The sequence below is a fragment of the Mycobacterium hippophais genome, assembly GCF_027529605.1.
Classification (GTDB): domain Bacteria; phylum Actinomycetota; class Actinomycetes; order Mycobacteriales; family Mycobacteriaceae; genus Mycobacterium; species Mycobacterium arseniciresistens.
The window spans coordinates 247,954-271,705 of sequence record NZ_JAPZPY010000003.1 but is presented as its reverse complement, the minus strand read 5'-3'; the positions used below and the strand labels follow the sequence as shown (position 1 = coordinate 271,705).

Annotated in this window: 24 protein-coding genes and 2 riboswitches; of the genes, 13 read left to right on the top strand and 11 right to left on the bottom strand. The window is 69.7% G+C overall.

Annotated elements, in window-relative coordinates; all coding sequences use genetic code 11:
• Nucleotides 1-56: 56 nt before the first annotated feature.
• Nucleotides 57-1,346, bottom strand: a complete 1,290-nt coding sequence (locus tag O6P37_RS09880; protein ID WP_269893884.1) for a glycosyltransferase — start codon at nucleotides 1,344-1,346, stop codon at nucleotides 57-59.
• A gap of 38 nt (nucleotides 1,347-1,384) precedes the next feature.
• Between O6P37_RS09880 and O6P37_RS09875 the strand changes: the two genes are divergently transcribed.
• Nucleotides 1,385-2,032: a TetR/AcrR family transcriptional regulator gene (locus tag O6P37_RS09875; RefSeq protein WP_269893883.1), complete on the top strand. Its 648-nt coding sequence runs from the start codon at nucleotides 1,385-1,387 to the stop codon at nucleotides 2,030-2,032.
• 78 nt (nucleotides 2,033-2,110) lie between these two features.
• On the opposite strand, the gene O6P37_RS09870 is transcribed toward O6P37_RS09875, so the two are convergent.
• Nucleotides 2,111-3,244 (bottom strand): AI-2E family transporter, encoded by a 1,134-nt coding sequence (locus O6P37_RS09870; protein ID WP_269893882.1) that lies wholly within the window; start codon nucleotides 3,242-3,244, stop codon nucleotides 2,111-2,113.
• An 88-nt stretch (nucleotides 3,245-3,332) separates the two neighbouring features.
• Between O6P37_RS09870 and O6P37_RS09865 the strand changes: the two genes are divergently transcribed.
• A complete protein-coding gene (locus O6P37_RS09865; RefSeq protein ID WP_269893881.1) occupies nucleotides 3,333-3,950 on the top strand; it encodes a carboxymuconolactone decarboxylase family protein in 618 nt (205 codons plus the stop codon).
• Here the strand turns inward: O6P37_RS09865 and O6P37_RS09860 are convergent, their stop codons facing one another.
• The 3 genes from O6P37_RS09860 to O6P37_RS09850 all read right to left on the bottom strand — a co-directional run bounded on the left by O6P37_RS09860 (nucleotide 3,951) and on the right by O6P37_RS09850 (nucleotide 6,897).
• Entirely contained in the window at nucleotides 3,951-4,862 is a 912-nt protein-coding gene (locus O6P37_RS09860; RefSeq protein WP_269893880.1) for a sigma-70 family RNA polymerase sigma factor, read from the bottom strand. It abuts the gene before it with no gap.
• Nucleotides 4,863-5,121: 259 nt separating this feature from the next.
• Nucleotides 5,122-6,303, bottom strand: coding sequence for an MFS transporter (locus O6P37_RS09855; RefSeq protein WP_269893879.1), 1,182 nt, complete (start codon nucleotides 6,301-6,303; stop codon nucleotides 5,122-5,124).
• 108 nt (nucleotides 6,304-6,411) lie between these two features.
• Nucleotides 6,412-6,897 carry an ArsI/CadI family heavy metal resistance metalloenzyme gene (locus tag O6P37_RS09850; protein ID WP_269893878.1) on the bottom strand — a complete coding sequence of 162 codons (486 nt, stop codon included), beginning with the start codon at nucleotides 6,895-6,897 and terminating at the stop codon, nucleotides 6,412-6,414.
• Nucleotides 6,898-6,997: 100 nt separating this feature from the next.
• Between O6P37_RS09850 and O6P37_RS09845 the strand changes: the two genes are divergently transcribed.
• Nucleotides 6,998-7,357, top strand: coding sequence for an Rv2640c family ArsR-like transcriptional regulator (locus O6P37_RS09845; protein ID WP_269893877.1), 360 nt, complete (start codon nucleotides 6,998-7,000; stop codon nucleotides 7,355-7,357).
• 166 nt (nucleotides 7,358-7,523) lie between these two features.
• A complete protein-coding gene (locus O6P37_RS09840; RefSeq protein WP_269893876.1) occupies nucleotides 7,524-8,381 on the top strand; it encodes a universal stress protein in 858 nt (285 codons plus the stop codon).
• Between the two features lie 7 nt (nucleotides 8,382-8,388).
• Here the strand turns inward: O6P37_RS09840 and O6P37_RS09835 are convergent, their stop codons facing one another.
• Entirely contained in the window at nucleotides 8,389-9,876 is a 1,488-nt protein-coding gene (locus O6P37_RS09835; protein ID WP_269893875.1) for a gamma-aminobutyraldehyde dehydrogenase, read from the bottom strand.
• A 122-nt stretch (nucleotides 9,877-9,998) separates the two neighbouring features.
• On the opposite strand from O6P37_RS09835, the gene O6P37_RS09830 reads away from it, so the two are divergent.
• The 4 genes from O6P37_RS09830 (at nucleotide 9,999) to O6P37_RS09815 (ending at nucleotide 14,312) form a co-directional block, all read left to right on the top strand.
• Complete coding sequence (locus tag O6P37_RS09830; RefSeq protein ID WP_264012932.1) at nucleotides 9,999-10,517, top strand: Lrp/AsnC family transcriptional regulator; 519 nt, start codon at nucleotides 9,999-10,001, stop codon at nucleotides 10,515-10,517.
• The gene (locus O6P37_RS09825; RefSeq protein WP_269893874.1) at nucleotides 10,514-11,899 is read left to right on the top strand and encodes an aspartate aminotransferase family protein; all 1,386 of its coding nucleotides are present in this window, start codon (nucleotides 10,514-10,516) and stop codon (nucleotides 11,897-11,899) included. The genes O6P37_RS09830 and O6P37_RS09825 overlap by 4 nt, the downstream gene beginning before the upstream one ends.
• 11 nt (nucleotides 11,900-11,910) lie before the next feature.
• Complete coding sequence (locus O6P37_RS09820; protein WP_269893873.1) at nucleotides 11,911-12,918, top strand: SMP-30/gluconolactonase/LRE family protein; 1,008 nt, start codon at nucleotides 11,911-11,913, stop codon at nucleotides 12,916-12,918.
• A gap of 155 nt (nucleotides 12,919-13,073) precedes the next feature.
• Nucleotides 13,074-14,312, top strand: coding sequence for a D-alanyl-D-alanine carboxypeptidase family protein (locus tag O6P37_RS09815; RefSeq protein WP_269893872.1), 1,239 nt, complete (start codon nucleotides 13,074-13,076; stop codon nucleotides 14,310-14,312).
• Here O6P37_RS09815 and O6P37_RS09810 read toward each other — a convergent pair.
• Nucleotides 14,306-15,193 (bottom strand): nitronate monooxygenase, encoded by an 888-nt coding sequence (locus tag O6P37_RS09810; RefSeq protein WP_269893871.1) that lies wholly within the window; start codon nucleotides 15,191-15,193, stop codon nucleotides 14,306-14,308. The genes O6P37_RS09815 and O6P37_RS09810 overlap by 7 nt on opposite strands.
• 18 nt (nucleotides 15,194-15,211) lie before the next feature.
• A riboswitch (guanidine-III (ykkC-III) riboswitch) is annotated at nucleotides 15,212-15,273 on the top strand.
• Between the two features lie 15 nt (nucleotides 15,274-15,288).
• Here O6P37_RS09810 and O6P37_RS09805 point away from each other — a divergent pair.
• Nucleotides 15,289-15,606, top strand: a complete 318-nt coding sequence (locus O6P37_RS09805; RefSeq protein WP_269893870.1) for a DMT family transporter — start codon at nucleotides 15,289-15,291, stop codon at nucleotides 15,604-15,606.
• Here the strand turns inward: O6P37_RS09805 and yhjD are convergent.
• The 3 genes from yhjD to O6P37_RS09790 all read right to left on the bottom strand — a co-directional run bounded on the left by yhjD (nucleotide 15,600) and on the right by O6P37_RS09790 (nucleotide 18,540).
• Nucleotides 15,600-16,622, bottom strand: coding sequence for an inner membrane protein YhjD (gene yhjD / locus O6P37_RS09800; RefSeq protein ID WP_269893869.1), 1,023 nt, complete (start codon nucleotides 16,620-16,622; stop codon nucleotides 15,600-15,602). The genes O6P37_RS09805 and yhjD overlap by 7 nt on opposite strands.
• A gap of 27 nt (nucleotides 16,623-16,649) precedes the next feature.
• Entirely contained in the window at nucleotides 16,650-17,666 is a 1,017-nt protein-coding gene (trpS, locus tag O6P37_RS09795; RefSeq protein WP_269894159.1) for a tryptophan--tRNA ligase, read from the bottom strand.
• Nucleotides 17,667-17,730: 64 nt separating this feature from the next.
• Nucleotides 17,731-18,540: an exodeoxyribonuclease III gene (locus O6P37_RS09790; RefSeq protein WP_269894158.1), complete on the bottom strand. Its 810-nt coding sequence runs from the start codon at nucleotides 18,538-18,540 to the stop codon at nucleotides 17,731-17,733.
• Nucleotides 18,541-18,610: 70 nt separating this feature from the next.
• Here O6P37_RS09790 and O6P37_RS09785 point away from each other — a divergent pair, with 70 nt between their 5' ends.
• The 4 genes from O6P37_RS09785 to O6P37_RS09770 all read left to right on the top strand — a co-directional run bounded on the left by O6P37_RS09785 (nucleotide 18,611) and on the right by O6P37_RS09770 (nucleotide 22,862).
• On the top strand, nucleotides 18,611-19,438 hold the full coding sequence (locus tag O6P37_RS09785; RefSeq protein ID WP_269893868.1) for an alpha/beta fold hydrolase: 828 nt from the start codon (nucleotides 18,611-18,613) through the stop codon (nucleotides 19,436-19,438).
• An 82-nt stretch (nucleotides 19,439-19,520) separates the two neighbouring features.
• Nucleotides 19,521-19,655: riboswitch (SAM riboswitch) on the top strand.
• Between the two features lie 44 nt (nucleotides 19,656-19,699).
• Nucleotides 19,700-21,016 (top strand): bifunctional o-acetylhomoserine/o-acetylserine sulfhydrylase, encoded by a 1,317-nt coding sequence (locus O6P37_RS09780; RefSeq protein ID WP_269893867.1) that lies wholly within the window; start codon nucleotides 19,700-19,702, stop codon nucleotides 21,014-21,016.
• A complete protein-coding gene (gene metX, locus O6P37_RS09775; RefSeq protein WP_269893866.1) occupies nucleotides 21,013-22,134 on the top strand; it encodes a homoserine O-acetyltransferase MetX in 1,122 nt (373 codons plus the stop codon). The genes O6P37_RS09780 and metX overlap by 4 nt, the downstream gene beginning before the upstream one ends.
• Nucleotides 22,131-22,862, top strand: coding sequence for a class I SAM-dependent methyltransferase (locus tag O6P37_RS09770; RefSeq protein WP_269893865.1), 732 nt, complete (start codon nucleotides 22,131-22,133; stop codon nucleotides 22,860-22,862). Before metX ends, O6P37_RS09770 begins: the two co-directional genes overlap by 4 nt.
• On the opposite strand, the gene O6P37_RS09765 is transcribed toward O6P37_RS09770, so the two are convergent.
• On the bottom strand, nucleotides 22,843-23,709 hold the full coding sequence (locus tag O6P37_RS09765) for an alpha/beta fold hydrolase (protein WP_269893864.1): 867 nt from the start codon (nucleotides 23,707-23,709) through the stop codon (nucleotides 22,843-22,845). The two genes, O6P37_RS09770 and O6P37_RS09765, sit on opposite strands and share 20 nt — an antisense overlap.
• Between the last annotated feature and the right edge of the window lie 43 nt (nucleotides 23,710-23,752).

Below are 23,752 nucleotides of genomic sequence, written 5' to 3'. Positions count from 1 at the left end.
TCTCCCGCCGAGCGTGAGCTTGTGTGCGAGAAACTAGCGGAGATTGGCGCACAAGCTCACGTTCGGCGCTCCGAACCGACGCTCGTCAGCCTGTCGACGACGGCTGTCAGGCCGTCGAGCCCAGGCGCTGCGGCCATGTCGGCAGCAATACGCCGACTGGCTTCGCGATAGCGCGGCTGTGTCAGCACGGCCATGATCTCGCGCCTCAGGGCGCGTGGGCTGGGACGCTCATTCTTGATGCGCCGTCCGGCGCCGGACCATGCGACACGGGCGCCGACCTCCGGCTTGTCCTCCTTGCCGCCGGTCGCGACGATCGGCACGCCGTACCGCAGGGCGTACTGAACGCCGCCGAACCCGCCGTTGGTCACGTAAACCGCAGTGCGAGGGAGTAATTCGTCGCACGGCAGATACGTCGCCGCGCGGGCGTTGACCGGAAGCGGCGGCAAGGTGTCCAGTGGGCGGCCACCGGTGGTGACCACCACCAGCACGTCGTCGTCGGCGAGCGCGTGGAGCGTCGGCGCGATGGCCTGCCGGTAGTCGATGTTGGCGACCGTGCCCTGAGTGACGTGGATGACCGGCCGGGTTCCGTCGACATCGGACCACCAGTCGGGAAGCGCAGCGTGCGACCCCGTCGCCGACAGCGGCCCGGCGAAGTGGAGTTCAGGGGGTGCGTCGCTCAGCGGGTACTCGAACGACGGAACGCTGAACTGAACTATCGCATCGGCTCGGCGCCCCCAATTCGTAAAGGTGCCCCGCATGGCGACGCCGTGGACTTGGCGGTGCAGGTCATCGATCGTCCGGTAGGGCTGTCGCAGGATCCGGCGGGTCACCGCGGCCAGCATGGTGTTTCGCGGTCGGTTCAGGAATCGCGCCGGCGGAAGCCCCAACCCGAAGGGCGCGGTGTCGCGACTGTCGATGCACAGGGGAAGCACCCCGCACATGACGACCGCAGGACGGTCGGGACGCCGGTGCGCGAGCAGGAACGCCGCGCCGAGGAACACCGGTTCGGCCAGCACCGCGTCCGCGGGCTGCGCCTTGAGTGCCTCGGCGAGCGCTTCATATTGCGCTTTCGCGGGACGGGCGAAGACATGCTCGACGTCGAAAGCGGTGGATTTCATGCCCTTGAGCGCGGCACGTTCGGGGAAGCTGTCGAGCAACGACTCGTCGTAGTCGGCTTCAGCGGGCAGCGCCAGATGCGACGCCCCCGTCGCGGTGACCCTGTCGGCGAATCGTGCGCCGGTGAGGAACCGGACGTCGTCACCTCGCTTGGCGAAATGTTGGGCAACGGCAAGCAGCGGCGTGACGTGACCGTGCGCCGGCACGCTCGCTATGAGGATGGACGACATGGCAGCCCCCTGACTACAGTCAGGTAGTATTCATTACTGTGTCACCCAAGTCAATAGCTGCGCCCCGCGTCTACCGCTCCGAACTGCGCCAACAGCAGGCCGAAGCGACCCGCGCGCGGGTGCTTGAAGCCGCCGCCGAGTTGTTCGCAGCCGATGGTTACGCGCGCACCACACTCGCGAAGATCGCCGCAGCGGCCGGGGTGTCTGCCGAGACCGTTCAGGGACACGGCCCGAAAGCCGCGCTGATGATCGCCGCGATCGAGCACGCGGCCTTCGGCGTATCCGGCGAGGACGACATCCTCAACCTCGATGTCGGACGGGCGCTCGTCGCCGCCCGAGATCGCGACGAGGCCATCGAGTTGCTCGTCGGAGCGCGAACGCGGGTGCATCAGAGGAGCGCGCGCCTCGCGGAGGCGTTGATCGGGGCCGCACACGTCGATCCGGAGCTGGACCGCTACCACCGGAATCTGATCACCAGCGTGACCCTTCAGGAACGACGGGTGCTCGAGGCCTATCACGATCGAGGGTGGTTACGGACCGACGTGCCGTTCGATGAGCTCGTCGAGGGCTCCGCAGCGCTCGGCAGCACCGAGACGTATCTGCGTCTGACCGCCTACGGTTGGGACATCGACACCTACCAGCGGTGGTGCAGGCGCATGCTGGCCGAGACGGTGTTCGCGCGCTGACTCCCGCCGCCGAGCGTGAGCTTGTTCGTCAATTCCGGCGGAATTCTCGCGCACAAGCTCACTTTCGGCGCTCGAAAGTCAGGACTCAGCGGCTTCAGGCTCTTCGGGCTGCGGTTCGGGCGGATCCTCGCCGGCCTGCCTGCCGACCTGCTCGCCGTAATAGCGGATCACCACCGCCACCGTGGCGGCCACCGGCACCGCCAGGAACGCACCGACCACCCCGAACGTCGACGCGCCCAGCGTCACCGCCAGCAGCACGATCACCGCGTGCAGCTTCATCGACTTCGACTGCAACCACGGCTGCAGGACGTTGCCCTCGAACTGCTGCACGGCCAGGATGATCCCCAACACGATGAGCGCATCGACCGGACCGTTGGAGACCAGGGCGATCAGCACGGCGAGGCCGCCGGCGACGAAGGCGCCGACGATCGGCACGAACCCGCCGATGAACGTGATGATCGCGAGCGCGTAGGCCAGCGGCACCCCCACGATCACCAGCCCGATCCCGATGAGCACCGCGTCGACCAGGCTCACGAGCGCCTGGGTGCGGATGAATCCGCCCAGGCTCACCCACACGCGTTCCAGGATCTCCGCCAGATGGGGCGCGGCGGGCTTGCCGACGACGCCGCGCAGCCAGGGGACGAAGCGCGGGCCGTCCTTGAGCAGGAAGAAGGTCACCACCAGTGTGGTGAACACGGTCACCAGGGCCGACGTGGCGGCGCCGACGCCGGTGAACACCCCGGACGCGATCTGCGCGCTACTCGAGTTCAGCCGGTCGGTGACGGCGGCGACAGCCGAGTTCAGTTGTGCCTCACTGATATTCAGCGGCGGCCCACCGAGCCAGTCCTGTATCTTCACCACGCCGGCTGAGGCCTGCTCGGCGAGCTCCGTGGACTGCTCGACGATCGCCGGGGCAACCGCGGCGACCACGCCGGCGATCACGCCCATCGCGATCAGCAGGACCACCGCGACCGCCGCCGCCGGGGGCACGCCCCTGTTGCGCAGCCAGCGCACCGGTGGCCACAGCACGGTGCACACGATCAGGGCCAGCAGGACGGGCAGAAGGACCACCCATGTCTTGCCCACCACCCACGCCAGACCCCACAGCGCCGCGGCCACAGCGACGAGCTGGATCGCGACCACCGCGGTCGATCGCAGGTGCGCCCGGTAGATCGACCCACGGCTTGGCAGCGCCGTCGTGTTGTCAGTCACCCCTGACTTCTACCCGCGAACGGCCGATCCGAGTACTCGATGGCCGAATTCTCTGTCACACTCCGGCGGGCTGTCTCGTCTGATGGGTATGACCACGAATCATTCGACATCACGCATCGAACCCGTCACCCCCGAACGCGCGTCACTGCTGACCAAGCTGATGTACCGGACGGCCAGGCGCCGCTTCGGCGAGGTGCCCGAGCCCTTCGCCGTCGCCGCCCACCACCCGCGGCTGATGCTGGCCAACCTCGTCCACGAGGGCATGCTGCAGTCGGGATCGAAGAAGCTGCCGGCCAGCGTCCGCGAGCTCGCCGTGTTCTGGACGGCGCGCACCGTCGGCTGCTCCTGGTGCGTCGATTTCGGCGCCATGCTGCAGCGCCTCGACGGCCTCGACGTCGACAGGCTCAAGGAGATCGACGACTACGCGACGTCACCGCGCTACACCGACGACGAGCGTGCCGCGATCGCCTACGCCGACGCGATGAGCACTGACCCGCACACCATCACCGACGAGCAGGTGGCCGATCTGCGGCGGCGCTTCGGCGACGACGGGGTGATCGAGCTGACCTACCAGATCGGGGTGGAGAACATGCGCGCCCGCATGTACTCCGCGCTGGGGATCACCGAGCAGGGCTTCAACTCCGGCGACGCCTGCCGGGTGCCGTGGGCGACGGAGGGCACCAGCGACGCGACCCGGGATCGATAGTCACCGGGGGCCGAGCGGAGAGCCGGTGAACTTGTCGGGGTTCGCGACATCCCAGATGGCGCAGACCTTGCCGTCGCGGACGGTGACCGCCTGGATGTGCGGCGCCATCTCCGGCCACTCACCGTCCGCGGCCAGACCTTCGGTGTAGAGCCCGATCTCACCGTTGACGAGCGCGAGCTGTCCCGCCTCGAAGAACCGCGGGCCGTAGCGGCGGGCCAGCCCGAAGATGAACCGGGCGACCTTGTCGGCGCCGTGGATGACGCGGGCGGCGGTGGGCGCCTTGCGATTCGAGTCACCGGTGAACGTGACGTCGGGGTGCAGCAGCTCGACGACGGCGGCCATGTCGCCCGACGCCATCGCCGCCATCAGCCTGCCCACCACCTCGTCGTGGGACGGGTCGCGGTCCGGCGCCTTCGCATCGGCGACGATGCGCCGTGCGCGCGACGCGAGCTGACGTGCCGACGCCTCGGTGGTCCCCAGGACGGCGCCGATCTCACCGAAGGGCACGGAGAACCCGTCGTGCAGGACGAAGGCGACCCGCTGGTCGGGTGTCAGCCGTTCGAGCACCACCATCGCCGCGAATCGCGCGTCCTCGGCGGCGACCACCGCGGCGAGCGGGTCGCTGTCACTGAATCCGGTGACGACGGGTTCCGGCAGCCACTCGCCGACGTAGGTCTCGCGCCGCCGGGCGGCCGAGCGCAGGCGGTCCAGGCCGATGCGGCTGACCACCGTCGTCAGCCATGCCTTCGGGTCGGCGATGCGGACGCGCCCCTCCCCCAGCGCATCCCAACGCAGCCATGCATCCTGCACCGCGTCCTCGGCGTCGGCCACCGAGCCGGTCAATCGGTAGGCCACCGCGAGCAGGTGCGGGCGTGCCTGCTCGAAGTCCAGGGTGCGCTCGGCGGTGGTCACGCCCCAAGGGTAAGTCCGCGGGCCCCGTTCGAGTAGTGGACTACTCACGCCATTTCGCACCGCAACCGCGATGCTTCGACCCATGACGGAGGACGACGACGGACGCTTCTGTGATCGTGCGCTTCGGACCGGCGGCCGGGTGGGTGACGTGCCAGATCCCGGCCCCACCGAACGGATGTGTTTCGCCGTCGAACGTCTCGACCGGCACCGCCGCGGTCGGCGGAACCGCGGTGATGATGACGGTCGACGGTGAGCGCCGCTACCCGACGGGGCTGCCGAGCGCCGCTTGGGCGCGCCGGCCGGTGGTGGCCAGCACTGCGACCGCTCCGAGCGCCGTCGCCGCGGCGAGCATCATGAGCAGTGACAGCGACGCGTGATCCACCACGAGCCCGCCGAGCATCGCGCCGAGGCAGATCGTCGCCTGGAACGAACTGGTGAACAGCACCGTGGCCGCCTCGTCGGCGCCACCGCTGCCCCGCGCGAGCAGTGACTGGGAGCAGGCGGGCACGGCGCCGTAGGCGAATCCCCACAGCAGCAGCGGCGCTGCGGCGCCGGCAAGGTCGTGTCCGAACACCGCCAGCGCCAGGGTCGCGATCGCGATCAGCAGCGCTGCGGTCGCGAAGGTGGCCCGCAGGTGTCGCCGGATCGTGAAGCCCGCGATCAGATTGCCTGCCAGGCCCGCCGCGCCGTAGCCGAGCAGCAACGCGCTGACCGTCGTCAGACCCATCCCGGTGACCTCGTCCAGGAATGCCGACACGTAGGTGTACGCGCCGAAGTGCGCGACCACGACGAGCACGGTCACCAGCAGGCCGATCCTCACCTCGGTGCGGGCGAGCAGCGCGGCGAGCACCGCGGGACGGGTGACCTGCCGCGGTGTCAGCGATGGCACCGTCGCCCACAGTGCGCCGCACACCAGCGCCGCCGCCACAGCGAGGACGGCGAAGGTCGCGCGCCAGTCCGCGACGCCGGCGATGAACGTGCCCAACGGAACTCCGACGACGGAGCCGAGCGGGACGGCGAGGAAGATCGTCGAGGTCGCTCGCGGCACACTGTGTTCGCCGACCAGGCGGCCGGCCAGACCCGCACCGATCGACCAGAATCCGCCGATGACGACCCCCACGAGCACCCGCGCCGCCAGCAGCATCCAGAACGAGGTCGCCAACGCGCACACCACGTTCGCCCCGACGAGGATGACCGTCCACACGACCAGCATGGTCCGGCGGTCCACCCCGGCCGTCGCCACCGTCGCGACAGGTGCGGCCACCGCGGCGACCAGACCCGGCACGGTCATCATCAGTCCGGCGGTTCCGGTCGACACCGCGAAGGCGCCCGAGATCGGCACCAGCAGCCCGATCGGCAGGATCTCGGTGGTCACGATCACGAAGATGCCCGCCGCGATGCTGAACACCGCCGGCCAGTGCGGCCGAACCTGTTGTGTCATCAGGCCAGTCGACCAGCTCGAGCGGCCGTTTGCTCGCGGCTTTCCGACATGGCAGTCGCCGGTCACCCGCCAAATGGTGGGCAACCGGCGCTGCCTGTGCGTGCGGGGTCAGCAGCAGGACGTGGTGGCGGCCGGCTGGTCGGCGTCGGATGCCGCCGCGCCGCCGCAACACACCCCGCCCTGCGCCTCGCCCGCCTCGTCGAGGTGCTGAGGGCTGGTGCCGAAGGTGTCGGAGTCGGCCAGCACGGTGTAGACCTCCCACTTCTCCCCGGCGGGTCCGGTCACCCAGACCTTGTCCTGGGTCGCGAAACAACACGTGGTGCCGATCTCCTCGTCGGTGAACAGCCCCTCGTCGGTCAGTCGGGCGATCTCGGCGTGCACCTGGTCGCTCGAGGCGACCTCCACGCCGAGGTGATTGATGGTTCCGCCCCTGCCGGGGTTCTCGAGGAGCACCAGCTTCAGTGCCGGTTCGGTGACCGCGAAGTTGGCGTAGCCCGGTTTGACCTTCGCCGGGGTGGTGTTGAACAGCTTGGAGTAGAACGTGATCGCCTCGTCGAGGTCGTCGACGTTGAGAGCCAGCTGGACACGGGACATGATGGACCTCCATAGGGATGAGACATATATCGAACTGACGCGTCGCACTCAGAATGCCACCTTTTTGATATATGTCAAGACCGGTGGCATGATGGACCGCATGCCCAAAGCGCTGCCCGTCATCGACATGTCGGCCCCGGTGTGCTGCGCCCCGGTGGCCGCAGGCCCGATCAGCGACGAGGACGCCCTGGCCGTCGCGATGCGGCTCAAGGCGATCGCCGACCCGATGCGGGTGAAGATCATGTCGTACCTGTTCAGCTCCGATGCCGGCGAGGAGACCAGCGGTCACCTCGCCACGGTGCTCGGTCTCAGCGAGTCCACCGTCAGCCATCACCTCGGTCAGTTGCGCAATGCGGGCCTGGTCGTCTCCGACCGCCGCGGCATGAACGTGTTCCACCGAGTCAAAAGCGAAGCGCTGCAAGCACTCTGCGTCGTACTCGACCCAACGTGCTGCACATAGCGGAATTCGGCGCGACCTGCCGCGCCGGCGCTCGGCGTCCCTCTGATGCTGGCGTGTTTCGCATTCGGCACCAAGCGGTTCTTCCGCGGTGAGACCCTGACAGCGAGCACCGAAGTCAAGGTTCCCGACACCTTCTGATGTCGACACCTCGAGAGAAGGACCAGCCATGCATCTGACAGTCGGATATCTGGCCACTCCGACCGGCGACGACGGGGTCGCCCTGGCCAGCGCACTCGCCAGGACCTTCGACGCCGCCGTGGACGTGGTGCTGGTGGTCCGCGAGGAGATGCCCGTGGGCAGCCCGGGCCGCAGCGAATACCAGCGGTTGCTCGTCGAACGCGGCGAGGAGTGGGTCTCGCGGGCGGTCGATGCGTTGGCGGCCAAGGGCGTCAGCGCCGGATCGACGGTCACCGTCGGTGAGTCCTTCGCCCAGTCGCTCCTGCAGTTCGCCGAGGAGAAGTCCTCGGATCTCATCGTGGTCGGCGGCGCCCGTGACGGATTCTTCGGCGGCCACACCATCGGCCCCGTCACCGGCGCCCTGTTGCATTCCTCGCCGATTCCGGTGGCGCTCGCACCGCGCGGCTACGCCGAGGACCCCGACGACGACATCGCCGCCATCACCGCGGCGGTGCCCACCCGGCCCGGTGACGACAATCCGCTGCCGTTCGCCCTCACCCTGGCCAGCGCCGCGGGCCTGCCGATCCGCATGCTGTCGCTGGTTTCAGCGGAGAACCTGGCCGAGGCGGAGAGCGTGAAGGAGGTGCGGCAGTTCCAGATCGCCGCCGCCGAGGAGAACCTCGCCGTCGCGGCGCGCGCCCTGCCCGACGCTCCGGAGATCGAGTCCCTCGTCGCCGAGGGCATGACGCTGGAGTCGGCGCTCAAGAAGCTCAGGTGGGACGACGGCGCGCTGCTCGTCGTCGGCTCGAGCCGCTTCGCCGCGCCGAGGCGGATCTTCCTGGGGTCCACGGCCGCCCGCATCCTGGCCGGCGTCGACGTCCCCGTGGTGGTCGTGCCCCGCGAGTGACGTCGGATCAGCGCCGCTTGAAAATGGTGCGGTGCCATTCCTTGTCGGCGACCCCGGTGATGTCGCTCATCACGTGTTTGACGGTGAGGTACTCCTCGAGTGAGTAGTCGCTCATGTCCTTGCCGAACCCCGATGCGCCGACACCGCCGTGCGGCATCTCGCTGATGATCGGGATGTGGTCGTTGATCCACACGCAGCCGGCCTGGATCTCGCGCGACGCCCGCTGCGCGCGGTACACGTCGCGGGTCCACGCCGAGGCGGCCAGCCCGTAGTCGGTGTCGTTGGCCTGCCGCAGCGCGTCGTCGTCGTCGGTGAACGGCCGCACGGTGAGCACCGGTCCGAAGATCTCGTCGCGGTACACCTCGGAGTCCTCGGCCACGTCGGCGATCAGCGTCGGCGCGTAAAAGGAACCCGGCAGGTCCGGGGTCGTGCCGCCGGTGACGATCCGCCCACCCTGGCCGGGAACCCGCTCGACCATGCCCGCCACCTTGGCGCGGTGCGCCATCGAGATCAGCGGCCCCAGGTCGGTGTCGGGGTCGTGCGGGTCGCCGACGACGACCTTGCCCATCACCTCGGACACCCCGGCGACGAAGTCGTCGTAGACGTCGCGCGCCACGATCGCCCGCGTCGCGGCCGTGCAGTCCTGGCCGGTGTTGATCAGCGCGCCGGCGACCGCACCCTGGATCGCGGCGTCGAGGTCGGCGTCGTCGAACACCACGAACGGCGCCTTGCCGCCCAGCTCCAGCTGGGTGCGGTGGCCGTGCGCGGCGGCGGCGGCCATCACCCTGCGGCCCACCGGGGTGGACCCGGTGAAGGTCACCAGGTCGACGTCGCGGTGGCCGGCCAGCGCGGTGCCGACATCGTGTCCCGCGCCGGTGACGACGTTGAGCACGCCCGCGGGCAGCCCGGCCTCGACGGCCAGCCGGGCCAGCGTCAGCGTGGTCAGGGGGGTGATCTCGGCGGGCTTGATCACCACCGAGCACCCGGCGGCAAGCGCGGGCAGCACCTTCCACACCGCCATCTGCAGCGGGTAGTTCCACGGGGTGATGGTGGCGACGACGCCGATGGCCTCGCGCCGGATGCTCGAGGTGTGGTCGCCGGAGTACTCCGCGGTGGCCTTGCCCTCCAGGTGCCGCGCGGCGCCCGCGAAGAAGTCGATGTTGTCGACGCTGCCGGGGACGTCGAACTCGGCGGCCAACCGCACCGGCTTGCCGGTCTGGCTGACCTCCTCGGCGACCAGGTCGTCGGCGTGCTCGTCGGCCAATTTCGCCAGCCGGGCGAGCACCGCCGACCGGTCGGCGGGCGTCGCGGTGGCCCAGTCGGGCAGCGCACGACGGGCGGCGGCGACCGCCGCGTCGACGTCATCGGGGGTGGCCAGAGCGTACTCGGCGACCACCCGGCCGGTCGCCGGATCGATGACGCGGTGGTTCTCCCCCGAGGTCGCCACCGCCGCCCCGTCGATCCAGCTGCCTGCCACGTTCGTCGCCACGGTCATGCGCCAACGCTAACGGACGGCCCCGCGCATGGCTACGCAATCCAGCCGCCGCGCAGGGTTGAAACAATCGATTTCATACGTCTGGTTGCCCGCAACGACGGATTCCGTGCACAATCACTGGCATGACCAATCCGGATGGTCAACCCGTCACCCCGCCCGTCGGCTTGCGCGTCAACCCGTCGCGGCCTGGCGCGTTCCAGCTCGACGAACTGTCCAAGGCGATCATCGAGAAGTTGCAGCAGGACGGCAGGCGCTCCTACGCCGGCATCGGCAAGGCCGTCGGCCTGTCGGAGGCCGCCGTGCGCCAGCGGGTTCAGCGCATGGTCGACGCCGGCGTCATGCAGATCGTCGCCGTCACCGATCCGATGCAGCTGGGGTTCGCCCGCCAGGCGATGATCGGCATCCGCTGCACCGGTGACACCACCAAGATCGCCGAGAAGCTCGCCGGGATGGCACAGGTCGATTACGTCGTGCTCACCGCCGGATCGTTCGACGCGATCGTCGAAGTGGTCTGCGAGGACGACGACGACCTGCTCGACCTGCTCAACACCCAGATCCGCGCACTGCCGGGAGTGATATCCACCGAAACGCTTGTTTATTTGAGACTTGTTAAGCAGCAATACAATTGGGGTACACGATGACAACGACCGATATCACCGAACCAGTGACGACCGATCTGGCCGCGAAGGCCAGCCGGCACCTGTGGGGGCACTTCGCCCGCCACGGCGAGAACATCTCCCCGCCGATCATCACCCGCGGCGAGGGCACCACCATCTGGGACGACAAGGGCCGCAGCTACATCGACGGTCTGTCCGGGCTGTTCGTGGTCCAGGTCGGCCACGGCCGCGCCGAACTGGCCGAGGCCGCCGCCAAGCAGGCCGAGCAGCTGGCGTTCTTCCCGCTGTGGTCCTACGCCACGCCGCCGGCGATCGAGCTGGCCGAGCGGTTGGCGAATTACGCACCCGGCGACCTCAACCGCGTCTTCTTCACCACAGGTGGCGGAGAGGCCGTCGAGAGCGCGTGGAAGCTGGCCAAGCAGTACTTCAAGCTGGTCGGCAAACCCGGTAAGCACAAAGTGGTTTCGCGCGCAGTGGCCTATCACGGCACGCCGCAGGGCGCGCTCGCCATCACCGGCGTGCCGGCGTTCAAGGCGCCGTTCGAGCCGCTCACCCCCGGCGGTTTCCGCGCGCCGAACACCAACTTCTACCGCGCTCCGGCCAATTACCAGCACGACGAGAAGGCCTTCGGCCAGTACTGCGCCGACCGCATCGCCGAGGCCATCGAGTTCGAGGGTCCCGACACCGTGGCGGCCGTGTTCCTCGAGCCCGTGCAGAACGCCGGCGGCTGCTTCCCGCCGCCGCCAGGCTATTTCGAGCGGGTCCGCGAGATCTGCGACCGCTACGACGTGCTGCTGGTCTCCGACGAGGTGATCTGCGCGTACGGCCGGATCGGCTCGATGTTCGCCTGCGACGACTTCAACTACGTGCCGGACATCATCACCTGCGCCAAGGGCCTCACCTCCGGGTACTCGCCGATCGGCGCGATGATCGCGAGTGACCGGCTGTTCGAGCCGTTCAACGACGGCAAGACCGCCTTCGCCCACGGCTACACGTTCGGCGGTCACCCGGTGTCGGCCGCCGTCGCGCTGGCCAACCTGGACATCTTCGAACGCGAAGGCCTCAACGCCCGGGTCAAGGAGAACGCACCGGCGTTCCGCGCCACCCTCGAGCGGCTCTACGACCTGCCGATCGTCGGCGACGTCCGCGGTGAGGGCTACTTCTACGGCATCGAACTGGTCAAGGACAAGGCGACCAAGGAGACTTTCAACGACGAGGAGTCCGAGCGGCTCCTGCGCGGTTTCCTGACGCCGGCGCTGTTCGAGGCGGGCCTGTACTGCCGCGCCGACGACCGCGGCGACCCCGTGGTGCAGCTGGCGCCGCCGCTGATCAGCGGGCAGGCCGAGTTCGACGCAATCTATGAAATCCTGCACAGCGTGCTGGGCGAGGCGAGCCGGCGACTCTAGGAGGTAGACGGGTGTCGCCGGAACGGAAGCCACCGATCGACCCGGTGCGGTGGCAGCCGCCGCCGGTGACACCGCTGCCCCAATTGCCCGCTCCCCCAGTCACCGTCGTCCCGGTACCCGGCCACGCCCCGGAGGACGTGGTCGTCGACGCCGACGGCGCGGTGTGGACCGGGGTGGACGACGGCCGGATCCTGCGGATCGATCCCGACGGCCGGGTCACCGTGGTCGCCGACACCGGTGGCCGGCCGCTGGGGCTCGCGGTCGCGCGCGACGGGCGACTGCTCGTCTGCGACAGCCCGCGCGGCCTCCTGACGCTCGACCCGGGCACCGGCGTCGTGCAGCCGCTGGTCGAGCACGTCGACGGCCGGCACCTGCAGTTCTGCTCGAATGTCATCGAGACAGCCGACGGCACAATCTATTTCACCGAGTCGACCAGCGCGTTCAGCTATCAGCACTTCAAGGGTGCGGTGCTGGAGGCCCGTGGGCGCGGCGGACTGTTCCGGCGGTCGGTCGACGGGGCGGTCAGCACCGTGCTCGATGGGTTGTACTTCACCAACGGTGTCACCCCGACCGCCGACGGATCGGCGCTGGTGTTCGCCGAGACGCTGGCCCGCAGGCTGTCCAAGTACTGGCTGACCGGCCCGCAGGCGAGTCAGGTGACACCGCTCGTGACGGGCCTGCCCGGACACCCCGACAACCTGTCGACAGGCGCCGACGGCCGGATCTGGTGTGCGATGGTGTCGCCGCTGAACACCACCGCCGAGTGGCTGGCGCCCCGTGCGCCGATGCTGCGCCAACTCCTCTGGCGGCTGCCCGAGCGGTTCGCGCCGCAGCTCGCACCCGAGGTGTGGGCGGTGGCGTTCGATCCGGACGACGGCCGTCCGGTCGCCGGGCTGCGCACCACCCATCCCGACTTCGGCATGGTGACCGGTCTGGTCGAGGCCGGCGACCGGCTCTGGCTTGGCTGCATCGGTTCGGACGCCGTCGCACACGTCCCGCTGAGCCGGTTGTCGCTCTGACGGCGGGCCAAGTCATTGAGATTGTCGTGAGATCGCGATTCGGCCCTCGATCGCGATCTGGAAGCAAACTCAATATCGGCCAAGTCACTTCAATCACTCCTGTCACAGCGTGCCTCCGCCCAATGCGGTCGCCGTTCGCTTAATCTGCGCAGACGATGGCCAAGTCACGCATGCTCTGCACCCGCGCCGCGGGGCTGCTGGCCGTCGCGGCGATGGCCGCGGCGCCCGCACTGCTCGGCGCACCCGCTGCCGGCGCCCAGCCGGACGCGGCCCCCATCACGTGTCCGTACCGGGCGACCACCCCGCCCGCCATCGACGCGTCCGAGGTCCCGAAGCCCGGCCAGGCCCCGCCCGCGCCGCTGGCGGTCCCGGACAAGACCCCCGGCGGTGACGGACTCTCGGGCTGCGGAGTCATCACCGCGAGCGGCACCCCGCCGCTGCCTAACGACATCTCGGCCGAGGCATGGCTGGTCGCCGACCTCGACAGCGGCGACGTGATCGCCACGAAGGACCCGCACGGCAGACACCGGCCCGCCAGCATCATCAAGGTGCTGACCGCGATGGCCGCTATCGACGAGCTCAACCTCAACAAGACCGTGCCGGGCACCGCCGACGACGCCGCTGCCGAGGGCACCCGGGTCGGGGTCGGCGAGGGCGGCGTCTACACGATCAACGACCTGCTGCACGGCCTGCTCATGCACTCGGGCAACGACGCCGCGCACGCGCTGGCCCGCCAGCTCGGCGGCTGGGACACCGCGCTGCGCAAGCTCAACGTGCTCGCCGACCAGCTCGGCGGCCGCGACACCCGGGTCGCCACCCCGTCCGGCCTGGACGGACCCGGGATGAGCACGTCGGCCTACGACATCGGGCTGTTCTACCGGTATGCCTGGCAGAACCCGACGTTCACCGACATCGTCGCCACCCGCAGCTTCCAGTTCCCCGCGCGCGACGGCACCCACTACGAGGTGGTCAACGACAATCAGCTGCTGGTCAACTATCCCGGCGCGCTGGGCGGCAAGACCGGATTCACCGACGACGCGGGCCAGACGTTCGTCGGCGCCGCCGAACGGGACGGCCGCCGGCTGGTCGCCGTGTTGATGCGCGGCACCCGCCAACCCATCGCGCCCTGGCAGCAGGCCGCGCATCTACTCGACTACGGGTTCTCCGTGCCGGAGGGCACCCAGGTCGGCACCCTGGTCGAGCCCGACCCGTCGCTGCAGACGCCGCAGGCACTGGAGGTCAAAGCGGACGCCGCCGCGGCCGCCCAGGCCGCCGGGGTGCTGCCGCCCACCGACGCGATGCCCGTACGGGTGGGCGTCGGCGTGGTCGGGGCGATCATCGTGTTCGGTCTCATCATGGCCGCCCGCTCACTGAATCGCCGCGTCATTCAATAGCATTCCCAACTCCGCAGCAGAGACTCCGCGCCGCTGCAGAGCTGCGCGACGAGTTCGCCCGCGCTGGGCGACGCCGTCACCATGCCCACTCCCTGGCCGGCATTGACCGGAACGGGATGACCGTCGGCGCCGCGCAGCACGCGCTCCGGGATGGTCGGGGGCCACGGATATCCCTGCGCCCGGTCGAACTCGTCGGTGACCGTGGTCGACTCACCCGACGCGGCCAGCAGCGCGACACGCGACTCCGGGGGCGTCGACGCTTCCACACAAGTGGAGAACACCGTCCCGAGCCATGCCCCTGACGCCCCAGCCGCCAGCACCGCGGCCAGTCCCCGCGCCGACGCGATGCCGCCCGCGGCCAGCACCGGCACGTCGACCCGGTCGAGCACCTCGGTGAGTAGCGGAAGCGTCCCCATGCGGGGTTCTCCGTGACCACCGCCCTCGGCGCCCCTGGTCACCAGCACGTCGACGCCTGCGTCGACCGCGCGCAGCGCCGCGTCGACGGTGCCCACCTGGGTCGCGACCCCCACACCCGCCTGGTGGGCGGACGACACCCACGCCCAGTCCTCCCCGAAGCTCACCGACAGCAGGGTTGGACGGGCGGAGAGCGCCACCTCGAGGAGTTGCGGACGCGCGGTCATCACCCAGTGCACCAGGCCGATCCCGAACGGCAGACCGAGGTCTCCCATCGTGGCCAATTCGGTGCTCAGTAGATCCGGCGTGGCCGGACTGCCCATGCCGATCATGCCGAGACCGCCCGCCCGCGACACGGCGGCGGCCAGTGCACCCCCGGCCGCACCCCCCATCGGCGCATTCACCACGGGAACGCGCAGATTCATGGCACGGCTCCACGGCGTCGTCAGCGACATGCTCGGTGACACTACCGATTTGCTACGGTGGGCCGGTCACGATGTGACACCGGACGAGCGGCACCGTACCCGGCCAGCGACAAGACGGCGACCAGCGGAGGTGCGTGATGGCGTGGATCGTGTTGGTGATTTCCGGTGTACTGGAGGCGGTGTGGGCGACCGCACTCGGCAAATCCGAAGGGTTCAGCCGCCTGGTGCCGACCGTGGTGTTCGCGGTGGCGGTGGTGGCGTCGATGGTGGGGCTGGCTTTCGCGATGCGCCAACTGCCCACCGGCACGAGCTACGCCGTCTGGGTCGGCATCGGTGCGAGCCTGACCGTGGCGTACGCGATGGTCACCGGCGCCGAATCCGCTTCGGCGATCAAGGTGCTACTCATCCTCGGCGTCGTCGGTTGTGTGATCGGTTTGAAGGTCATCGGTCACTGACGCCGTCGCAGCCGTGAAAGTCCGGCGGCGCCAAGGGCTCCCACTGCCGCCGCGGCGAGCGCGCCGGTGACCCCGACGCCCTCGCGGACCTGCACACGGGTGGTGATCTGGGCGGGGTCGGGCGGGCTCACCGGCGCGATGGCGAGGTTGTCGGTGGAGGTGGCGGCCCATGCGGTGGAGAACAGAATGAGCCGCGCGGTGACGTAGGCGAACACCATCAGCCCGAGCACCGGTCCGAACGTCGCGCCGGCGGGGCCGGTCAGCACCGACTTCAGGTAGAGCGACGCGACCTGCTTGAACACCTCGAAGCCGACCGCCGCCAGCAGGCCGGCGCGGACACTGCTGCGGAAGGTGACCTTCTCCCTGGGCAACCTGGCGATCATCCAGGTGAACAGCAACCACGAGATGCCCAGTGCCACAAGCATCGACACCACCCGCAGACCCACGCCCAGACCGGGAATGCCCTCGATGCCGAGCCAGGCGAGCACCCGCACGATCAACCCACGGTCGCCCAGCGCGGTCAACGCGACGGTGACCACGATGGCCACGAAGGCCGACAGCAGTGCCAGCAGATCGGACACCTTCGTGCCGATGAAATTGCCCGGCTCGCCGTGCTGTTCCCACATCGCGCTCAGTGCCTCGCGCAGGTTGGCCATCCAGCCGAGACCGGCCCACGCCGCGGTGGCCAGGCCGATGATGCCCAGCGACGTCCGCGACTCGATCGCCGTGTTCATCAGCTCGACGAGCTGCTGGCCGAAGCTGCCGGACACCGTCTGCCTGATCCGGTCCTGGATCGAGGCGAGTACGTCGGGCTGCCGGGACAGCACGAAGCCGGCGATGGAGAAGCCGAGCATCAGCAGCGGGAACAGTGCGAAGACCGTGAAATAGGTGATGCCGGCGGCGAAGAAATTGCCCTTGGACTCCTGATAGCGGTCCTGCGCCCGCATCACGTGGTCGAACCAGCCGTAGCGTGCGCGCAGGCGGTCGAGGATGCCGGGCTTGGCCTCGTCGGTCATGCCAGCCAGCCTCCCGTGCGCACGCCCTCAGCGCGATCGCTTGAGGAAACCCAGACGGTCGTATACCCGCTCGAGCGTCGCCGCAGACACTTCCCTGGCCCGCTGGGCACCGGCGGCGAGCACCGCCTCGAGTTCGGTCGTGTCGCCGAGCAGTTCGTCGACCCGGTCCCGGATGGGCGTGACGTACTCGACCACCGCATCGGCGGTGTCCTTCTTCAGGTCGCCGTATCCGCGGCCCTGGTACTGCTCGACGAGCACGTCGATGTCGGTGCCCGTGACGGCCGACTGGATGGTCAGCAGATTCGACACCCCGGCCTTTGCCTCGCGGTCGAACCGGATCTCGCGCTCGCTGTCGGTGACCGCCGACCGGATCCGCTTGGCCGTCACCTTCGGGTCGTCGAGCAGGCTGATCAGCCCGGCGGCGGTGGACGCCGACTTGCTCATCTTCGCCGTCGGCTCCTGCAGGTCGTAGATCTTGGCGGTGGTCTTGGCGATCAGCACGTCCGGGATGACGAAGGTGTCGGAGAACTGCGCGTTGAACCGCTGCGCCACGTCGCGCGCGAGTTCGAGATGCTGACGCTGGTCCTCTCCGACCGGCACCAGGTCGGTGTCGTAGAGCAGCACGTCGGCGGCCATCAGCACCGGATAGGTGAACAGGCCGACCGTGGTGGCGTCCGAACCCTGCTTCTGCGACTTGTCCTTGAACTGCGTCATCCGCGAGGCTTGGCCGAACCCGGTGAAACATCCCAGCACCCAAGCCAATTCGGTGTGCGCGGGCACATGGCTCTGGACGAAGATGGTGCTGCGCGCCGGGTCGATGCCCAGCGCCAGGTACTGCGCCGCGGTCACCAGGGTGCGACGCCGCAACGTCTCCGGGTCCTGGGGCACCGTGATCGCGTGCAGGTCGACCACGCAGAAGAACGCGTCGAAGTCGTCCTGCATACCGACCCAGTGCTTCACCGCACCCAGCGCGTTACCCAGGTGCAGGGAGTCGGAGGTGGGCTGCACGCCCGAGAAGACGACGCGCGGCTGCCGGGGCGGCATCTCGACAGGAGAGTTCATGATGTCCCGATCTTTTCATGGCCGGCCAACGGCTTTTCGCCGCCTGTCAGGTGTACTCGACGGTGACCGGCGCGTGGTCGGACCAGCGCAGCGCGTAGGCGTCGGCCCGCTCGACCCGCGCCGCCCGCGCCCTGGCCGCCAGCGGGCGGGTGGCCAGCTGGTAGTCGATCCGCCACCCCGCGTCGTTGTCGAACGCCCGCCCGCGCCACGACCACCACGAGTACGGCCCCGCCACATCGGGGTGCAGCACCCGCACCACGTCCACCCAGCCGGAGTCGAGCAGCTCGGACAGCCACTGCCGCTCGCCGGGCAGGAAGCCGGACTTCTTGACGTTGCCTCGCCAGTTCTTGATGTCGTTCTCGGTGTGGGCGATGTTCCAGTCCCCGCACACCACGGCCTCGCGGCCGTCGCCGCCCATCGCGGCCATCCGCTGCGCGAGCGCGGCCATGAACCGCTCCTTCTCCAGCTGCCGGTCGGTGCCCGCCTCACCGGTCTGCACGTACACGCTGGCCACCGTCACCCCGGCAGCCCCGTGATCGATGTCGACCTCGATGTAGCGGCCGTGCTCGCCGAACTCGTCGGACTCCATCAGACGCACCGCGGTGACCGGGTGCCGGGACAGCACCGCGACGCCGCTGCGGCCCTTGACGTGCGGGCTCGCCGCGGCCAGCCGCCACCCGTCGGCCACGGCGGGGGCCAGCGCCGCGGCCAGTTGTTCGTCGTCGGCGCGGGTCTCCTGCAGGCAGACCACATCGGCGGCGGAGCCGGCCAGCCACGCGAGCAGGCCGAGGTTCTCGGCCGAGCGCTGCCGCACCGCGGCGCGGACGCCGTTGACGTTGACGGTGCTCACGATCAGCCGGCTCACGGCGCCAGACCCTAACGGACAATCTTGCGGTACCGGCGGTATCACCTTACTGTCGGGCAGCATGACCGAACGCGCACCGATCCACCTCGGCACCGGCGAGCCGATGCTGCTGCTGCACCCGTTCATGATGTCGCAGAACGTGTGGAAGGGCGTTGCCCCGCGGATCGCCGACACCGGCCGCTACGAGGTGTTCGCGCCCACGATGCTCGGCCACAACGGCGCGCCGCGCGGCACGTTCTTCCTGGACAGCGCCTCGCTGGCCGACGATGTCGAGCGCAGGATGGACGCACTGGGCTGGGGCACCGCGCACGTCGTCGGCAATTCGCTGGGCGGCTGGGTGGCGTTCGAGCTCGAGCGGCGCGGCCGCGCCCGCACGCTCACCGGGATCGCGCCGGCCGGCGGGTGGCGGCACTTCACCCCCGCGAAGTTCGAGATCGTCGGCAAGTTCCTGGCCGGCCTGCCGCTGTGGGTGGCCACGCTGGTGCTCCGTCAGCACGTGCTGAAACTCCCGTTCACCCGGTATCTGACCCACCTGCCGGTGAGCGGGACCCCCGACGGGCTGTCCGACGACGACGTGGCCGAGATCATCGACGACGTCTCCCATTGCCCGGCCTACTACCAGTTGCTGGTCAAGTCGCTGACGCTGCCCGGCCTGCTGGAGATCGCCGAGGGCAAGACCCCGACGCACCTGGTGATCTGCGAGAAGGACCGGGTGCTGCCGCATCCCCGGTTCACCAGGCACTTCACCGAGCACCTGCCCGAGGACACCGAGGTGACCCACCTCGACGGTGTCGGGCACATCCCGATGTTCGAGGCGCCCGATCGCATCGCCGAGGTGATCCTCGGCTTCGTCGACGGGCACGTCGGCAGGCAACGCGCCACCGGCTAGTTCGTTCTCCGTCTGCGCGCGTCGCGCCGCCTGCCCCCGCCATGGTGGCAGCCGCGGCGCGGCGTGCGTTAAGCTGCTGATCGGTCATGAGCGCCAGCGTCAAGCCCCGGCTTGCTGGCCGGCAACCCTCCAACCGCGGTGGGGTGCCCCGGGAGACGACCAGGTTGAGTAGCCGACTGTTCCGTTGATCCAGTCGGCCACACGGCAAGCGCGGGTCCGCAGGTACGGGCCCCCCGACAGACAGGGAGACCTGGAACCGCCATGAGCACACCCGAAATCACCGACGACCCGACCGCACGCTGGTCGTTCGAGACCAAGCAGGTCCACGCCGGGCAGACGCCTGACAGCGCCACCAGCGCGCGGGCGTTGCCGATCTACCAGACGACGTCGTACACGTTCCGCGACACCGATCACGCGGCCGCGCTGTTCGGGCTGGCCGAGACCGGCAACATCTACACCCGCATCATGAACCCGACGCAGGACGTCGTCGAGCAGCGCATCGCCGCGCTGGAGGGCGGTGTGGCGGCGCTGTTCCTGTCCTCCGGCCAGGCCGCCGAGACGTTCGCGATCCTCAACATCGCCAACGCGGGCGACCACATCGTGTCGAGCCCGCGCCTGTACGGCGGCACCTACAATCTGTTCCACTACACGCTGCCCAAGCTGGGCATCGAGGTCAGCTTCGTGGCTGACCCCGACGACCTCGAGTCGTGGCGGGCGGCGGTGCGGCCGAACACCAAGGCCTTCTTCGCCGAGACCATCTCCAACCCGCAGATCGACATCCTCGACACCCCCGGCGTCTCGGCCGTCGCCCACGACGCCGGTGTGCCGCTGATCGTCGACAACACCATCGCCACGCCCTACCTGATCCAGCCGATCAGCCAGGGCGCCGACATCGTGGTGCACTCGGCCACCAAGTACCTGGGCGGGCACGGCAACGCGATCGCCGGTGTGATCGTCGATTCCGGCACCTTCGACTGGACCAACGGCAAGTTCCCCGGCTTCACCACGCCGGACCCCAGCTATCACGGCGTCGTCTTCGCCGAACTCGGGCCGCCGGCGTACGCGCTGAAGGCCCGGGTACAGCTGCTGCGTGACCTCGGGTCGGCCGCCGCGCCGTTCAACGCGTTCCTGATCGCGCAGGGCCTGGAGACGCTGAGCCTGCGCGTCGAACGCCACGTCGCGAACGCACAGCGGGTGGCCGAGTACCTCGCCGGGCACGCTGACGTGCTGTCGGTGAACTACGCCGGGCTGCCCAGCTCGCCGTGGTACGACCTCGGAAAGCGCCTGGCGCCGAAGGGAACCGGCGCCGTGCTCGCCTTCGAGCTGGCCGGTGGCGTCGACGCGGGCAAGGCCTTCGTCAACGCCCTGACGCTGCACAGTCACGTCGCCAACATCGGTGACGTCCGCTCACTGGTGATCCACCCGGCGTCGACGACCCATGCCCAGCTGTCCCCGGAGGAACAACTCGCCTCGGGCGTGACGCCCGGCCTGGTGCGCCTGGCGGTCGGCATCGAGGGAATCGACGACATCCTGGCCGATCTGGAGCAGGGGTTCGCGGCGGCGAGGGCGGGCAAGTGACAATCTCTGACGTGCACATCGCGACGCTGCCCGCCGAAGGCGAGATCGGTGTGGTGGACATCGGTCCCCTGACGCTGGAGAGCGGCGTCGTGATCGACGACGTGTCCATCGCCGTACAGCGCTGGGGCGAGCTCTCGCCGAACCGCGACAACGTCGTGATGGTGCTGCACGCGCTCACCGGCGATTCGCACATCACCGGCCCGGCCGGACCGGGGCATCCGACCCCCGGCTGGTGGGACGGCGTCGCCGGTCCGGGCGCCCCGATCGACACCGACCGCTGGTGCGCGATCTCGACGAACGTGCTCGGCGGCTGCCAGGGCTCAACCGGACCGTCGACGACCGCCCCCGACGGCCGGCCCTGGGGTTCCCGGTTCCCCGCGATCACGGTGCGCGACCAGGTGGCGGCCGACGTCGCGGCGCTGGCCGCCCTCGGCATCACCGAGGTTGCCGCGGTGGTGGGCGGCTCCATGGGCGGCGCGCGTGCGCTGGAGTGGGCCGTCGGCCATCCCGACGACGTGCGGGCGGCCCTGGTGCTGGCCGTCGGCGCCCGCGCCACCGCCGACCAGATCGGCACGCAGTCCACCCAGGTCGCGGCCATCACCTCCGACCCGGACTGGCAGGGCGGCGACTACCACCACACGGGCCGCACACCCCACACCGGCATGGAGATCGCCCGCCGGTTCGCCCACCTCACCTACCGCGGCGAGCACGAGCTCGACGAGCGGTTCGGCAATGACGCCCAGGGCAACGAGGACCCGACCAACGGAGGCCGGTTCGCCATCCAGAGCTACCTCGAATACCAGGGTGCGAAGCTGGTCGAGCGGTTCGACCCCGGCACGTACGTGACGCTGACCGACGCGCTGTCCAGCCACGACGTCGGACGCGGCCGCGGCGGCGTGGCGGCCGCACTGCAGGGCTGCCGGGTGCCGGTGGTGGTCGGCGGCATCACCTCCGACCGGCTGTACCCGTTGCGGCTGCAGCAGGAGCTCGCCGATCTGCTGCCGGGCTGTTCGGGGCTCAACATCGTCGAGTCCCGCTTCGGCCACGACGGCTTCCTGGTGGAGACCGAGGCCGTCGGCGCGCTGATCCGCCGCACCCTGGACCTGGCGGCGACGTGAGCGACCCCGCCAACGACCGCTCGCTGTCGTTCGGCGCAGAGGCGGCGGCCTACGAGCGCGGCCGGCCGTCCTACCCGCCGGAGGCGATCGACTGGCTGCTGCCCTCGGGCGCGCGCGACGTCCTCGACCTCGGCGCGGGTACCGGCAAGCTCACCACGCGGCTGGTGCAACGCGGCCTCACCGTGGTGGCCGTCGACCCGATCCCGGAGATGCTCGAGGTGCTCTCCACCTCACTGCCGGACACCCCGGCGCTGCTCGGCACCGCCGAGGACATCCCACTGCCCGACGACAGCGTCGACGCCGTACTCGTGGCGCAGGCCTGGCACTGGTTTGATCCCGACCGCGCGGTCAAGGAGGTCGCCCGGGTGCTTCGGCCCGGCGGGCGGCTCGGGCTGGTGTGGAACACCGCCGACGAACGGCTGGGCTGGGTCAAGGATCTCGGCCGGATCACCGGGCACGAGGAGGATCCGTTCAACGACAAGGTCACGCTGCCCGAGCCGTTCACCGGCTTCGAGCGCCGTCGCGTCGAGTGGACGAATTACCTGACGCCGCAGGCGCTCATCGACCTGGTCGCCTCGCGCAGCTACTGCATCACCTCGCCCGCCGAGGTGCGCACCCGCACGCTCGAGCAGGTGCGTGAGCTGCTGAACACCCACCCGGCGTTGGCCAACACCAGCGGGCTGGCGCTGCCGTATGTGACGGTGTGCATCAGGGCGACGCTGGGCTGAGCTCGGCGAGGAACTCCGCGAGCAGGTCGGCGAGCAGGTCGGGCCGGTCTTCGGGCATCCAGCTGTACGAGTCGTCGACGGTGACGAGCCGGGCGCGCGGCATGGTCTGCGTGAGCCTGCGCGCTCCCTCGGCCGGGAAGTAGCGCTCCTCGGTGGGCCACACCACGAGCGCCGGCTTGTCGAACGCCGCGAGTCTCGGCGACGCCTCGGCCAGGTGACGCGGCGACAGCTGACCGAGGAAGCGACGGAAGTCGTCGCGCACCTGGCGGTCTGACCACAGCGACGTCAGGTAGGACGTCATCACGTCGGCGGGGATGGGCCGCTTCGTGACTCCGCCGTAGGTGAACCACTGCCGCTGCATGTGCCGGCTCCGCATGCCGATCGCCTGCAGCGCGCCGGCGCCCGGCAGCGCCGTCAGCCGCTGCAGCACCCGGGTCGGCGCCGGGTCGGAGTCGAAGGCGTTGGTGGCGGCGAGCACCAGGGCCCGCGCCCGTTCCGGATACTGCACCGCGACCACCTGGGCGATGTCGCCGCCGTAGCCGTTGCCGACGAGTACGGCGTCCCCGAGTCCGAGGGCGTCCATCACGTCGACCACGATCCGGGCCAGGCCCGGCAGGGACAGGTCGGCCGACGGCATCGCGGGATGATGTGAGCCGAGCGGCCAGTCCGGTGCGATGCAGCGCGCCTGCCCGGCCAACCGGCGGGCGACGTGACGCCACGCCAGGCCGTTGGCGACGATGCCGTGGACGAAGAGGACGGGTATCCCGGCGCCGGCCTCGCGACAGCCGACGACGCCTGCCGGGATGCGCACCGTGCGGCGGTCCTGAAGGGGCGAGAAAGTATTCATACACCCTGTATTAAAACTGGCCGCGCCGGGTAAAACAAGGCAG

What these genes read in the sequence shown, in the direction of transcription:
- O6P37_RS09880 (WP_269893884.1), bottom strand. Translation starts at nt 1,346, where the DNA reads ATGTCGTCCATCCTCATAGCGAGCGTGCCGGCGCACGGTCACGTCACG.
- O6P37_RS09865 (WP_269893881.1), top strand. Translation starts at nt 3,333, where the DNA reads ATGACCACGAATCATTCGACATCACGCATCGAACCCGTCACCCCCGAA.
- O6P37_RS09855 (WP_269893879.1), bottom strand. Translation starts at nt 6,303, where the DNA reads ATGACACAACAGGTTCGGCCGCACTGGCCGGCGGTGTTCAGCATCGCG.
- O6P37_RS09850 (WP_269893878.1), bottom strand. Translation starts at nt 6,897, where the DNA reads ATGTCCCGTGTCCAGCTGGCTCTCAACGTCGACGACCTCGACGAGGCG.
- O6P37_RS09845 (WP_269893877.1), top strand. Translation starts at nt 6,998, where the DNA reads ATGCCCAAAGCGCTGCCCGTCATCGACATGTCGGCCCCGGTGTGCTGC.
- O6P37_RS09840 (WP_269893876.1), top strand. Translation starts at nt 7,524, where the DNA reads ATGCATCTGACAGTCGGATATCTGGCCACTCCGACCGGCGACGACGGG.
- O6P37_RS09835 (WP_269893875.1), bottom strand. Translation starts at nt 9,876, where the DNA reads ATGACCGTGGCGACGAACGTGGCAGGCAGCTGGATCGACGGGGCGGCG.
- O6P37_RS09830 (WP_264012932.1), top strand. Translation starts at nt 9,999, where the DNA reads ATGACCAATCCGGATGGTCAACCCGTCACCCCGCCCGTCGGCTTGCGC.
- O6P37_RS09825 (WP_269893874.1), top strand. Translation starts at nt 10,514, where the DNA reads ATGACAACGACCGATATCACCGAACCAGTGACGACCGATCTGGCCGCG.
- O6P37_RS09815 (WP_269893872.1), top strand. Translation starts at nt 13,074, where the DNA reads ATGGCCAAGTCACGCATGCTCTGCACCCGCGCCGCGGGGCTGCTGGCC.
- O6P37_RS09805 (WP_269893870.1), top strand. Translation starts at nt 15,289, where the DNA reads ATGGCGTGGATCGTGTTGGTGATTTCCGGTGTACTGGAGGCGGTGTGG.
- yhjD (WP_269893869.1), bottom strand. Translation starts at nt 16,622, where the DNA reads ATGACCGACGAGGCCAAGCCCGGCATCCTCGACCGCCTGCGCGCACGC.
- trpS (WP_269894159.1), bottom strand. Translation starts at nt 17,666, where the DNA reads ATGCCGCCCCGGCAGCCGCGCGTCGTCTTCTCGGGCGTGCAGCCCACC.
- O6P37_RS09785 (WP_269893868.1), top strand. Translation starts at nt 18,611, where the DNA reads ATGACCGAACGCGCACCGATCCACCTCGGCACCGGCGAGCCGATGCTG.
- O6P37_RS09780 (WP_269893867.1), top strand. Translation starts at nt 19,700, where the DNA reads ATGAGCACACCCGAAATCACCGACGACCCGACCGCACGCTGGTCGTTC.
- O6P37_RS09765 (WP_269893864.1), bottom strand. Translation starts at nt 23,709, where the DNA reads ATGAATACTTTCTCGCCCCTTCAGGACCGCCGCACGGTGCGCATCCCG.